General features: G+C 67.5%; 10 protein-coding genes. 7 read left to right on the top strand and 3 right to left on the bottom strand.

Annotation, left to right across the window (positions count from 1 at the left end; genetic code table 11):
- Positions 1-149: 149 nt before the first annotated feature.
- Positions 150-2,735, top strand: coding sequence for a bifunctional FO biosynthesis protein CofGH (locus A5696_RS16850; RefSeq protein ID WP_156738444.1), 2,586 nt, complete (start codon positions 150-152; stop codon positions 2,733-2,735).
- A 29-nt stretch (positions 2,736-2,764) separates the two neighbouring features.
- Positions 2,765-3,529: a maleylpyruvate isomerase N-terminal domain-containing protein gene (locus A5696_RS16845; protein ID WP_067881259.1), complete on the top strand. Its 765-nt coding sequence runs from the start codon at positions 2,765-2,767 to the stop codon at positions 3,527-3,529.
- Positions 3,530-3,535: 6 nt separating this feature from the next.
- On the opposite strand, the gene A5696_RS16840 is transcribed toward A5696_RS16845, so the two are convergent.
- A complete protein-coding gene (locus A5696_RS16840) occupies positions 3,536-3,868 on the bottom strand; it encodes a hemophore-related protein (RefSeq protein ID WP_067881329.1) in 333 nt (110 codons plus the stop codon).
- Between the two features lie 414 nt (positions 3,869-4,282).
- On the opposite strand from A5696_RS16840, the gene fdxA reads away from it, so the two are divergent.
- The 3 genes from fdxA to A5696_RS16825 are packed head-to-tail and all read left to right on the top strand — an operon-like array spanning position 4,283 to position 8,092.
- Positions 4,283-4,609, top strand: coding sequence for a ferredoxin (gene fdxA, locus A5696_RS16835; protein ID WP_067881257.1), 327 nt, complete (start codon positions 4,283-4,285; stop codon positions 4,607-4,609).
- 41 nt (positions 4,610-4,650) lie between these two features.
- Entirely contained in the window at positions 4,651-5,742 is a 1,092-nt protein-coding gene (dapC, locus tag A5696_RS16830; RefSeq protein WP_156738443.1) for a succinyldiaminopimelate transaminase, read from the top strand.
- A 4-nt stretch (positions 5,743-5,746) separates the two neighbouring features.
- Positions 5,747-8,092 carry an APC family permease gene (locus A5696_RS16825; RefSeq protein ID WP_067881252.1) on the top strand — a complete coding sequence of 782 codons (2,346 nt, stop codon included), beginning with the start codon at positions 5,747-5,749 and terminating at the stop codon, positions 8,090-8,092.
- Between the two features lie 9 nt (positions 8,093-8,101).
- Here A5696_RS16825 and A5696_RS16820 read toward each other — a convergent pair whose 3' ends face one another.
- A complete protein-coding gene (locus tag A5696_RS16820; RefSeq protein ID WP_067881326.1) occupies positions 8,102-9,196 on the bottom strand; it encodes a cytochrome P450 in 1,095 nt (364 codons plus the stop codon).
- Positions 9,197-9,453: 257 nt separating this feature from the next.
- Positions 9,454-9,855: a hypothetical protein gene (locus tag A5696_RS16815; protein ID WP_156738438.1), complete on the bottom strand. Its 402-nt coding sequence runs from the start codon at positions 9,853-9,855 to the stop codon at positions 9,454-9,456.
- A gap of 514 nt (positions 9,856-10,369) precedes the next feature.
- Here A5696_RS16815 and A5696_RS16810 point away from each other — a divergent pair.
- Positions 10,370-11,794, top strand: coding sequence for an MFS transporter (locus A5696_RS16810; RefSeq protein WP_067881243.1), 1,425 nt, complete (start codon positions 10,370-10,372; stop codon positions 11,792-11,794).
- A gap of 433 nt (positions 11,795-12,227) precedes the next feature.
- A complete protein-coding gene (locus A5696_RS16805) occupies positions 12,228-13,154 on the top strand; it encodes a sulfotransferase domain-containing protein (protein ID WP_067881240.1) in 927 nt (308 codons plus the stop codon).
- Positions 13,155-13,286: the final 132 nt, after the last annotated feature.

Here is a 13,286-nt window from a genome sequence, read left to right as displayed (position 1 = left end):
GCAAAGGGGACCCGCCGGGGCCGGGATGTCGATCGAGGGCCGGCGGCGGCCTGGGGCTACTGTTGCGCATATGGCACCGTCGCCCAGCGGTTCGCAGGCTGGGCCGGGCGGATGAAATTCGATCGTGGGGAAGTTACACCAACGTGCCGCTGACACCGGAGCCCCCGGGCCAGGATCCCGTCGCTTTACCCAGCCCTGTCGTTCCGCCGCCCAAGGCCGATGCGTCGGCGTTGCGGCGCGTGCTGCGGCGGGCCCGGGACGGGGTCGCGTTGAACCTCGACGAGGCGGCCGTCGCGATGACGGCGCGTGGCGAGGACCTCGCCGACCTGTGCGCGAGCGCGGCACGGGTGCGCGATGCGGGCCTGGAGTCGGCGGGGCGCCGCGGGCCGGCCGGCCGGTTGCCGATCAGCTATTCGCGCAAGGTGTTCATCCCGGTCACCCACCTGTGCCGCGACACCTGCCGCTACTGCACCTTCGTCACCGTCCCGGGCAAGCTGCGCGCCCGGGGCGCCGGCATGTACCTGGAGCCCGACGAGATCCTCGACGTCGCGCGCCGCGGGGCCGAACTGGGTTGCAAGGAGGCGCTGTTCACCCTCGGCGACCGGCCCGAGGACCGCTGGCCGGAAGCGCGGGACTGGCTGGACGAACGCGGCTACGACTCCACCCTGTCGTACGTCCGGGCGATGGCGATCCGGGTGCTGGAGGAGACCGGGCTGCTGCCGCATCTCAACCCCGGCGTGATGACCTGGTCGGAGATGTCGCGGCTCAAGCCGGTGGCGCCGTCGATGGGCATGATGCTCGAGACGACGTCGCGGCGGTTGTTCGAGACGAAAGGGCTTGCGCACTATGGCAGCCCGGACAAGGACCCGGCGGTTCGGTTGCGCGCGCTGACCGACGCCGGGCGGCTGTCCATCCCGTTCACCACCGGGCTGCTCGTCGGCATCGGCGAGACGCTGGCCGAACGCGCCGACACCTTGCTGGCGATCCGCAAGTCGCACAAGGAGTTCGGGCACGTCCAGGAAGTGATCGTGCAGAACTTCCGGGCCAAGCAACACACCGCGATGGCCGGCTTCCCCGACGCCGGGATCGAGGACTACTTGGCGACGGTGGCGGTCGCGCGGCTGGTGCTCGGCCCGGGCATGCGCATCCAGGCACCGCCCAACCTGGTGTCGCGCGAGGAGTGCCTGGCGTTGATCGGCGCCGGCGTCGACGACTGGGGCGGCGTCTCACCGCTGACCCCCGACCACGTCAACCCCGAACGGCCCTGGCCCGCCCTCGACGAGCTGGCCAAGATCACCGCGGAGGCCGGATACGACCTGGTGCAGCGGTTGACCGCGCAGCCCAAATACGTGCAGGCGGGCGCGGCGTGGATCGACCCACGGGTGTCCGGACACGTTGCGGCGCTGGCCGATCCGCAGACCGGCCTGGCCCGCGACGTCAACCCGGTGGGCATGCCCTGGCAGGAGCCCGACGACATCGAATCCGCCGGGCGGGTCGACCTGCACGCGGCGATCGACACCCAGGGCCGCAACACCGCGGCCCGCAGCGACCTACAGAGCGCGTTCGGCGACTGGGAGTCGATCCGTGCGCGCGTGTACGAGCTGGCGGCCCAGGGCGCCAAAGCGCCAGAACGCCTGGACACCGACGTGCTCGCCGCGCTGCGGTCGGCCGAGCGCGATCCCGCGCGCTGCACCGACGACGAGTACCTGGCGTTGGCGACGGCCGACGGCCCCGCGCTGGATGCCGTTGCCGCGCTGGCGGATTCGTTGCGGCGCGACGCCGTCGGCGACGACGTCACCTTCGTGGTGAACCGCAATATCAACTTCACCAACATCTGCTACACCGGCTGCCGGTTCTGCGCGTTCGCGCAGCGCAAGGGTGACGCCGACGCGTATTCGCTGTCGACCGAGGAGGTGGCCGACCGCGCCTGGGAGGCGCACGTCGAGGGCGCCACCGAGGTGTGCATGCAGGGCGGGATCGATCCCGAGCTGCCGGTCACCGGGTACGCCGAACTGGTCCGGGCGGTCAAGGCCCGCGTGCCGTCGATGCACGTGCACGCGTTCTCCCCGATGGAGATCGCCAACGGCGTGACCAAGAGCGGGTTGAGCGTTCGCGAATGGCTGATCAGCCTGCGTGAGGCCGGCCTGGACACCATCCCCGGCACCGCGGCCGAGATCCTCGACGACGAGGTGCGCTGGGTGCTCACCAAGGGCAAGCTGCCCACGTCGATGTGGATCGAGATCGTGACCACCGCACACGAGGTGGGCCTGCGGTCGTCGTCGACGATGATGTACGGGCATGTCGACAGCCCGCGGCACTGGGTGGGCCACCTCAACGTGCTGCGCGACATCCAGGACCGCACCGGCGGCTTCACCGAGTTCGTGCCGTTGCCATTCGTGCACCAGAGCTCGCCGCTGTACCTGGCCGGCGCGGCGCGCCCAGGACCCACCCACCGCGACAACCGGGCGGTGCACGCGCTGGCACGGATCATGTTGCACGGGCGCATCTCCCACATCCAGACGAGTTGGGTCAAGCTCGGCGTCGACCGCACGCGGGTGATGCTCAACGGCGGCGCCAACGACCTGGGCGGCACGCTGATGGAGGAGACCATCTCGCGGATGGCCGGTTCCGAACACGGGTCCGCGAAGACCGCGGCGGAGCTGTCCGCGATCGCCGAGGGCATCGGTCGCCCCGCGCGCCAGCGCACCACGACTTACGCGCCGCTGGCGGCGTAACTGTCACCGCCCCCGGGTATACCGGGGCCGTGAAGCGACACATAGAACACGATCGATTCCCGGAGTGGCGACCGTTCCTGGACGCGGTGCAGCAGCGCCGGCCCGACGCGGGCACCTGGTGCGAGGCTTGGACGGTCCGCGACGTCGTCATCCACCAAGCCGGCAACGCCGAGGAGCTGGCCAGGGTGCTGCGGGCGCATCTGGAGGGAAACCCCGTCGGCACCCGCGGCTTCGAGGAGCGGGAGGCGCCGTTGCGTGCCCTGGGCGACGCCGACCTGTTCGACGCGCTGCACGAGCGGATGGCCACCCTCAACGAGGTCGCGGCGGCGGCCGACGGCGTCCCTGCGGACACGGACGTCGCGTGGACCGGTCGGACCATGAAGGTGCCGTGGTTCGCCGAGCACATGCGCGAAGAACTCGTCCTGCACGGTTGGGACATCACCGGGGATGACCCGCCGGCCCAGGCCCGGCTCGCCGAGCCGTGGATGACCACGCACAGCGTCACGGCGGTCGGGCGTCCGTTGCTTGCGAAGGGCGCCAAGGGATTACGGGCGGGTGAGCGGATAGCGGCCCGGCTGCGCGCGCCGGGCAGCGACGACGTCGTCGTCAGCGCCGACACCGACCACACCTACATCGGCATGGCCGGGCCCGAAGGCCCGGCCACGCTGGAAACCGATGCGGCCGCGCGGGTGCTATTGCTCTGGGGTCGTCGACCCGGGAACCCGTCCCGAATCTGCAGCGCCGCCGGGCCCGAAGCGCTGGGCCGGCTGCGCCGCCTGCTCAGCGGTTACTGAACTCGCTCAGTAGTTGTTGCAGCTACCGGCCACCGACAACACGTCGTTGAAGTACGGCGCGGCTTGCGGCATGGCCTGGATCTGCTGGGCCATCTGCATGCGCTTCGGCGGCGGCGACGCAAGGAACTGGCGCAGGTAGCTTTGCGCGATCGGCGATGCGTTCATCTGCGCGGCAGCTCCCGGGTCGGTCGCGTTGAGCGCGGCCATGACCTGCCCGTAGTTGCAGGTTGTGTTGATGACCGGATCCAGGGGATCGGCGGATGCGATCCCGGAGCCGGCCGTCAACGCGAACGCCACGCCGCCGGCGGCAGCGGCCAATTTGGTCAACGACAGCTTCACCATTTGTGGATACCTTCCCCATTCAATGCACCGTCGGAAAACGGCGACGACACTGCCCAACGGTTGCCGTCTGCGGTCGAGGTTACCAGGCCCCGCGAGCTTTCATCCTCGCATCCGTTATCGCACAGAAAGCTCTAATCGTAACTATCCGCAGGTCAGCGGCTTGCACGGCATGTTCGCCGTGAGTGAACGCAGACCCTCAGCGGGGCCCGCGGGGGTGACGGCGCGCGTGATGCGCACTTTGCGTCCACCGCCGGACGGGGCGCCGGCGCCGACTTGCATGCCCGGTGGTTGACGTGTATGTGCAACGTCTAGTATCAGTAACCGAAAGCTTTCGCCGAAGCGGCCGAAGCGCCGCGGCGAACCGAACAGCAGCCCACACGCAGTACATGGACACAGCTTGAGGAGACGTCTGTGACGTACACGATCGCCGAACCCTGCGTCGACATCAAAGACAAGGCATGCATCGAGGAATGCCCGGTCGACTGCATCTACGAGGGCACCCGGATGCTGTACATCCATCCCGACGAATGCGTGGACTGCGGGGCATGCGAGCCGGTCTGCCCCGTCGAAGCGATCTACTACGAAGACGACGTGCCCGAACAGTGGGGCCAGTACACGCAGATCAACGCCGACTTCTTCGTCGAGCTCGGGTCGCCGGGCGGTGCGGCGAAGGTCGGCATGACCGACAACGACCCGCAGGTGGTCAAGGACCTGCCGCCGCAGGGCGAAGGCGACTGAGCGGGCCGGTGCTGCACAGGCCCGACCGGGTCCGGCCGGCACTGTCGGCGTCCCTGCCGGAGTTTCCCTGGGACACGCTGGCCGACGCGAAGGCGCTGGCCGCGGCCCACCCGGACGGAATCGTCGACCTGTCCGTCGGCACCCCGGTCGACCCGGTCGCCCCCCTGATCCGCGAGGCGCTGACCGGTGCGAGTTCGGCGCCGGGATACCCGGCGACCGCCGGCACCGCGCGGCTGCGCGAATCGGCGGCCGGTGCGCTGGCGCGCCGCTTCGGAATCACCGGCCTGGCCGAGGCAGCCGTGCTGCCGGTGATCGGAAGCAAGGAACTCATCGCTTGGCTGCCCACGCTCCTGGGCCTGGGCCCCGCCGACGTGGTGGTGGTGCCGGAGCTGGCCTACCCGACGTATGAGGTCGGGGCTCGCCTGGCCGGGGCGGAGGTGCTGCGCGCGGACTCGCTGACGCAGGTGGGCCCGCGATCGCCGGCGCTGTTCTACCTGAACTCGCCGAGCAACCCGACCGGACGGGTCTTGGGCGTCGACCACCTACGCAAGGTCGTCGGGTGGGCACGCGAGCGGGGCGTCATCGTGGCCTCCGACGAGTGCTACCTGGGCCTGGGCTGGGATGACCAACCGCTCTCGGTGCTGCACCCCACGGTGTGCGACGGCGACCACACCGGGCTGCTGGCGATCCACTCGCTGTCGAAGAGCTCGTCGCTGGCCGGTTACCGGGCGGGCTTCGTCGCCGGGGACCCGGCGCTGGTCGCCGAGCTGCTGGCGGTCCGCAAGCACGCCGGCATGATCGTTCCGACGCCGGTCCAGGCCGCGATGGTGGCCGCCCTCGACGACGACGCCCACGAGATGCTGCAGCGCGGCCGATACGAGAGCCGGCGGGCGGCCCTGCTGCCGGCGCTGCGCGCGGCCGGCTTCACCGTCGACCACTCCGAGGCCGGCCTGTATTTGTGGGCCACGCGCGGCGAACCGTGTCGTGACAGCGTCACGTGGCTGGCCGGTCGCGGCGTCCTGGTGGCGCCCGGCGATTTCTACGGCCCGCGCGGCGCCCGGCACGTGCGGGTCGCGCTGACCGCCACCGACGAACGAATCGCCGCCGCGGTGCACCGACTCTCTTACGCTTAGCGCCGTGACCAATTCGGCGGGCTCGACGGGCAAGCTGCACATTCCGACCACGGTGGGCGACATCGCCAAGCGGGTTTTCCTGGGCAAGCCGCTGATCACCGAGGAACTGACGAGCGAGAAGCTCTCGAATCCGGTTGCGCTCGGCGCGCTTTCCCCGGACGCCATCTCGTCGACCGCGTACGGCCCCGAGCAGATCCTGATCGAACTGCTGCCGCACGCGGGGTTGGCCGCGTTCGTCCTGTTACTTCCGGTCACCGGCGTCATCCTGCTGATCCTGACGTTCGTCGCAGCGTCGTACCGGCAGGTCGTCATGGCCTACACCCGGGCCGGCGGTTCGTACATCGTCGCGCGGGAGAATTTCGGGCCGCGGGTGGCGCAGGTCGCCGCCGCGGCGCTGTTGATCGACTACGTGGTGACCGTGGCGGTGCAGGCGGCCGCGGGGACGGTCGCGGTGGCGTCGGCCATACCGGCATTGGGTCGCTACGACCTGTACATCACGGTCGGCGTTGTGCTTCTGATCTGTTACCTGAATCTGCGCGGTTTGCGCGAAGCCGGCTGGCCGTTCGCGGCCGCAACGTACTTCTTCGTCGTCATGATCGGCCTGACGATCGTTGTCGGCGTCGTTCGCGAAATATTCTGGAACTTACCCGTATACGATCCCCACCAGCTGAGCGGCACGGTGCCGGTGCAGCAGGGTAGCGGCCTGGTGATGGGCGCAACGATACTGACCTTGCTGCGTGCTTTCGCCAACGGCGGCTCGTCACTGACGGGGGTTGAAGCGATCTCGAACACGGTCGACGTGTTCCGAAAGCCGCAGGGCGTGAACGCGCGACGAGTGCTCACCGCGATGGCCTGCATTCTTGGATTCTTGCTGGCGGGCGTCGCTTATCTGGCCTACGTCACCCACGCGACGCCGTACCTCACCGAATATCCGTCGGTGTTGTCACAGGTCGGTCGTGCGGTCTTCGGCAACGGGGCGATCGGAAACGTCTTCTTCATCCTCGTGCAGACTTCGACCGCCGCCATCTTGTATGTCGGCGCGAACACCAGCTTCAACGGGTTCCCCGCGCTGGCCAGCTTTGTCGCCGAGGATCGCTTCCTGCCCCGCCAGCTGACGAAACGTGGCTACCGCCTGGTGTTTTCGAACGGGATCATCACGCTCACGGCGCTGTCGGTGGCGCTGTTGCTGGCGACCGGTGGTTCGGTCAACGCCCTGATCCCGGTTTTTGCGATCGGCGTGTTCACCGGGTTCTCGATGGCCGGTTACGGGATGACCAAACACCACCTCACCCACCGGGAACCCGGCTGGCGGCGCCGGCTGGCGATCAACCTGTCCGCGGCGATCCTGTCGACGATCGTGGTGGGCATCTTCGCGGTGGCGAAGTTCACCGAGGGCGCGTGGCTGGTGGTCGTCGTGTTCCCGGTGCTGGTCTTCCTGCTCATCCGGCTCAACCACGAATACCGTGCGGAGGCGGCCATTCTGGAGATGTTCCGCACCGACCGGCCCGAGCTGGTGAAGTACGCCAGGCATCGAGTGTTCGTGTTCGTGAACTCGGTCGACCTCTCGACCATCGAGGCGTTGCGGTACGGCAAGGGGTTGCGCGCCGACGAGCTCATCGCCGTGCACTTCATGGTCGATGCGGCCCATGCCTCGCAGTTGCGAAAGCGTTGGGATCACTACGAACTCGATACCCGGTTACGGGTCGTGGACTGTCCGGACCGGCAGATCAACCGCTCTGCTCAGGTGCTGGTCGCCACGGCGCTGCGTGAGCATCCCGACACCAATGTGACGGTGCTGTTGCCGCGCCGAACGTATTCGCCGCTGCTGGGGCGGCTGCTGCACGACCGCACCGCGGACAAGATCGCCCGCGCGGTCAGCCTGATGCCGGACGCGGCGGCGACGATCGTCCCGTACGACGTGGAGTCGCGGATCAAGGAGGCGTATCCCGACGAGTTCGAGCACCGCATCGCGCGGTGGCTGGACCGGGTCGGGGCCTGGGTTTTCAGGGACGAGGAGCGGGAGGTCGAGGCCTACGAGCACCCCGAACGGGGGTCGGTGATCACCGTGGCCGGGCTCATCCCGGGGCAGCGCGCCACCTTCGAGGGACGGGTCAGCCAGATCGAGGACATCACCAAGGGCCGCCGCACTTTTCGCTGGATCGTCGTCGGCGACGACAGCGGCGAAGTCAACGTCACGTTCCGCCCGGGCCGCGGGGGCGCCGACATCCAGCCCGGGCAGCTGCTGCGCATCACCGGGAAGGCCCGCCAGTCCGGTAATCGCCCCATGTCGATGGTCGATCCGGCGTATCACGTGATCGAGGACCCCGCGAAGGCCGAGGAACAGGCGTGAAGCGACTGGCTACCGACCCTGGCCGCCCCAGCTCAATGGGAGCGACTTGAGCGCGAAGCTCTTCGACGGGAACTTGATCTCGGGCGTGTAGCCCTGCGGCAGCTGGAAGTCAGGGATCTGCCTGAGCCACTCGTCGATGACGATCGCCAGCTCGATCCGCGCCAGGTGCGACCCGATGCAGCGGTGTGGACCGCCCCCGAATCCCCAGTGGCGGTGCACCTTTCCGTCCATCACCAAGTCATCGGTGGAGATCTCGTCGCTGCCGTCACGGTTGATTGCGGCGGTGCACAGCCGCACCGGCGTGCCCGGGGGAAGCGTCATGCCGCCCACCTTGACGAAGTCGGTGGTGACCCGGGCCGCCAACGGCGCCGCCGGCTCGAGCCGGACGATTTCCTCGATGAAGACCTTGGTCTGCTCGGGATCGTGGCGCAGCTCCCTGCGCAGCTGCGGCCGCCGCGCCAGTTCGAAGAGCGAAAAGCCGATCGCCGCGGCGACCGTGTCCAGACCCGACAGGATCAAGAGGTGGCTCATGCCGAGCAGCTCCAGGTCGGTGAGATCGCCGGGACCGGTCATGACTTCCGACAACATGTCGGAGCCCGGGTTCTGCCGGCGTTGCCTGATGGCCTCGGTGAAATATGTCAGCAGCTCGTATCCCTCGGGCTTGCCGTCCACCGCGGCGTCCTTCCAGGCGATCACGCGGTCGCGGTCCTCCAGCGGCAGCCCGTAGAGGTCCATGAACACCTGATACGGGTAGAGGCGCGCGAAGGTCGCCATCACCTCGCACTCGCCCCGCGCCGCGAGGGCGGCGATCATGTCGACCGCGTGGCGCTTCATCACGGGCCGGGATTTAGCCAGGGCGTGCGGGCTGAAATACGGCTGCAGGGTTTTGCGGTATCGCGTGTGCTCGGGAGGGTCGAACGCCGAAGGCAGCACCGGCACCGGGCTGCCCGGGGGCTGCAGCGCGAGATGTGCAGAGAAGAGGTTGGCTTGGCACAGCGCCGCGAGCACGTCCTCTCGGCGCGTCAGGTAATAGGCGCCGTTCATGAACACGACCGGCCCGGCGTCCCGCAACGCCTTCCATCCGACACCCCGATCGGCGGCCATCGGTAACGCCGAATGCTCCAGCCGCGGCAGGTGGAACGGGCGCGGAGGGCTGTAGTCGACAGTGCGCTCCGAAGGGATCGGCTCGGAATTTATTTGTTGCACAACGAAATCCATGGATGCTTCCTCGAAAGGGGTCGACGTCCTGTCCCGCTGCAGCCGCGGGTAATTCGGCATGGTCGGGCCGACTGCCGTGATTTGATGTGTGTTGTGGGCCTACCGGGCCGCGCCAGACGGCATGAGGGCCCGGCGCGGGCTCGTCAGCGTCGGGCGACGCAGAGTCGCGTCAACACATCTCGGTCGTCGGGAGCGGGCGCTGCTGCGGCCCATCGGACGCCATCCGGCGGAAACTTCGACGCGCCAAACGACGCCGGCAGGGCAAGCCAGCCGGTTTGCGGCGACAAGTGGATCACCGTGGCCGGCCGGTCGCGGGTCATCCACATGCTGTGGAAAGGCTTCTTGTCTGTCGGCGTGGAGCCCGGCGAAAAGTCATGGGCGGCAGCGCGAAGCTCCGCCGGGCCGGTCTGCGCTCGGACAGCATGGGTCGCATGGGTCCACGCCGCCGGCTCGGGAAGCGTGGCCGCGGCGAATTGGGGACGCAACGAAGAACCCGCGATCAGGGCGACGAACAGGCTCAGCGCCGCGACCGTCGCGATGGCCAACCGCCATCGACGATTCGCGCCGGTGATCCGAGGGTCCACAGTGGCAGCAATGTACAACGCGGGGCTTGGATGGCAACCCACACCAGCTGTGAGAATGCTCGGAATCCGATGCGCGGCCGTGGCTTCCTCACGGCCGGCTGGACAGAGCTGGCGAGTCGGCTGCAAATCTCCTGTAGATCGGACACGTCAGCTTGTCGAACGTTTCCCGCTTGACTACCAAGGACGTACACGTGCGTTGGCGGGACGGGGCACCGCGTTGCCGGCGCACGATGGCGGTGGGGCTCGCCAATAACCGCGCGTCGCTGTTGACGGCCAACGGTCCCTGCGGAACAGACACCAAGTGGTCGGCTGGCCGGTTGTGCAGCCCGATGTGACGCGGAGGACCGTAAGTGGCCGTTCGATCGCTCTCCCGCCGGGTGCCGAATTGTTGAGCAGCCCAATGGGACCTGACCCGGTATGCGAGCAGGCTGGCCCGACGCTCACGCCTCCGTCGCCGGTGAATGATAGATATCGCGTGGCCCGCTCACATCGCATCGTGGTTTGGGATCCGGAAGACGCCGTGGCGTGGAACGGCGGAAATCACGCCATCGCCCGGCGCAACCTGATGTGGCAGGTCGTGAATGTGCATGTCGCATTTTCCATTTGGTATCTGTGGTCGGTCATGGTGCTGTTCATGCCGCAGTCCGTCTACGGTTTCTCGACCGGCGACAAGCTGTTGGTCGGCGCCACCGCCTCCCTGGTCGGGGCGCTCGCGCGCATCCCGTATTCGATGGCGGCCAATTGGTTCGGCGGCCGCAACTGGACGATGTTCTCCGCCGTGGTGCTGCTGCTTCCGACCGCAGGGGCGATTATCCTGCTGTCCCACCCCGGCCTGCCGTTGTGGCCGTATCTGGTGTGCGCCGCGCTGACCGGCCTGGGCGGCGGCAACTACTCGGCATCGCTGGCCAAGGTCGACGGGCTTTTTCCCCAGCGGCTCAAGGGATTTGCCCTTGGCATCACGGGTGGGATGGCCAACCTGGGCTCGGCGGGCATCCAGGCGGTCGGACTGGTTGCGCTGGCCACCGCGGGCCACGAGGCGCCCTACTGGGTGTGCGCCATCTATCTTGCGCTGCTGGCCGTCGGCGGCGTCGGCGCAACGCTTTTCATGGACAACGTCGTCGCGCACCGGACCGGCCTGTCGCTGCACAACCTGCGGGCCATTCTCGGGGTTCCCGATACGTGGGCGATCTCGTTTTTCTACATGTGCGCCTCCGGCTCGTTTCTGGGCTTTGCGTTCGCCTTCGGTCAGGTGTTGCAGCACAACTTCATCGCTGCCGGGGAAAGCCACGCGCAGGCGTCGCTGCACGCCGCGGAGGTTGCCTTCATCGGGCCGCTGCTGGGGTCGCTGGCGCGGATAGCCGGGGGGAAGGTCAGCGACCGGTTCGGCGGCGGCCGCGTAACTCTGGCGGTCTTCGCCGCTTCGATCGTGGCGGGCGGGTTCCTGGTGGGCGTCAGCATGCATGCCGACGCCGCCGAGGACCGGGGCGCCGCCGTGACGGGTTTCACGATGGTCGGCTACATCGTCGGTTTCATCGCACTGTTCGTTTTTTGCGGCGCCGCCAAAGCGGCTGTTTACAAGCTGATTCCGTCGGTCTTCGAGGAGCGCGCCCGCGCGCTGGGCGTCAGTGAGGCCGAACGCGGGCATTGGGCGCGCGTGCGGTCGGGGGCACTGATCGGGGTCGCCGGCGCTTTCGGGGCGCTCGGCGGCGTCGGGATCGACCTGGCGTTGCGGCAGTCGTATGACACCACCGGCACCGAGACACCGGCGTTGTGGAGCTTCCTCGTGTGCTACATCGCCGCCGGAGTGCTGGTCTGGTACCGCTACGTGCGGTGCGACGGGCAAGATGCCGCGGCGCCGGCGTTGGTGCAACCGCCTGCGGAGGAGATCGTCAAGACGTGAGCTCTTGACCCCCGCGGACGGACCCCGACCTCGCTTATCGGCGTACCTGACAGTCCGGGGGCGGGCGGCGTGAGTTGTAATATGCACGCCCGCTATTTGACGCCGTACATTCTGCGTAATCAGCCATTGAATCGCTGCGCAGCATCGAAAGATCAGCAATCTTACAACCGGGGCACAGGCAGTCATAAGCTTGCGCAACGATACTAATAATCATGCTGAATAAAACACCGGTTAATGACCCTGCGGCATCGGTGGCTGGAGTAACGCCGATGCCGCAGCACGCCTAAATCTCCAGGCTGAAGGAAGTCTGGCAGCTATCGAGATCAGTACCTCAAGGCATGAAGTGCGTCAAATGCAACTCATAACCATGCCCCCATGTCTCGTGAATCCGTATTTGTGAATATTCGACCAAACCGACGAAAGGTATTAACCGATGGAAAAGCAGCTACTCGCTCCGACGAGGGTCCTGAGGGACTATTTGTCCAATTCGATGGTTTGGGAAGACTTCCTCGCGCAGGGCGGCTTCGTCGACGGGGACATCGTCGTCGCGGATCCGTTCAAGGCGGGCACGACGTGGACCCAGCGGATCGTCCAGCAAATCCTCCATAACGGCGAGGAGCCGGAAGGGGGCCTCTCGGACACGTCGCCCTGGCTCGATTCCAGCTGGGGAGATCACGCGGGGATGCTCGAGGTGCTGCGGGAGCAGCGCGAGTCCGGCATGCGGCGGGTGATGAAGTCGCACCTGCCGGCCGACGCCGTGCCGATCGCGCCCGAAGCGCGTTACGTGTTCGTCGGCCGGAACGGCAAAGATCTCGGGATCAGCCTCCACAACTATCTCTACAATTTCTCCGAATCGACGATGTCGCAGATCAACCGGATCCACGCAGAGTGGTCCGGCGACCCCACTCCGCTGGTGATCCCCGAGGACATGCAGCGGTTCTTCGACCTGTGGCTCGACACCGACGGCTACCAGTGCTGCGATCTCCTCGACATCATGAAGTCGTGGTGGGAGCTGCGCGACGAGCCGAATGTGCTTCTGCTGCATTACGGACAGTTGAAGAAGGACCTGTCCGGCCAGATCGCCCGGCTGGCGAAATTCTTCTCCATCGATCCCGCATCGCTGCGCATGGAGGCCATCCTCGAGCATTGCTCCTTCGATTACATGAGCGCCCGGGCGGAGAAGATGGCGCCGTTCGGTGGAACACACATGTCGAGCGCGAAGGCGTTTTTCCACAAGGGGCTCAAGCGCGATCACCGCAACGAGTTGACGCCGGCGCAGGTCGGGCGCTTCGACCGGGTGGCCCTGGAAAAGCTTGGCAGTGAGTGCGCCCACTGGCTGGAGACCGGCGAAAGGAGCTGAGCCGCTTCCCCTTTGGGGCGAAGCTCCACCGCCCAAGCCCATGGCAGACCAAAGGCTGGTACTCCGAGACCGCCTCCTGATGGAGGCCGTGGCGCTCGGTTACGTCGCGGTGGCCGCGCACTGCAACGGCTG

The sequence above is a fragment of the Mycobacterium sp. E2699 genome (assembly GCF_001666745.1).
Classification (GTDB): Bacteria; Actinomycetota; Actinomycetes; order Mycobacteriales; family Mycobacteriaceae; genus Mycobacterium.
The sequence above is the reverse complement of the archived record's forward strand: the minus strand, read 5'-3'. Positions and strand labels throughout refer to the sequence as shown.

Bases quoted from the DNA above. Each gene is read 5' to 3' on its own strand.
- A5696_RS16820 (WP_067881326.1), bottom strand. From the start codon at position 9,196: ATGGCCGCCGATCGGGGTGTCGGATGGAAGGCGTTGCGGGACGCCGGG.
- A5696_RS16805 (WP_067881240.1), top strand. From the start codon at position 12,228: ATGGAAAAGCAGCTACTCGCTCCGACGAGGGTCCTGAGGGACTATTTG.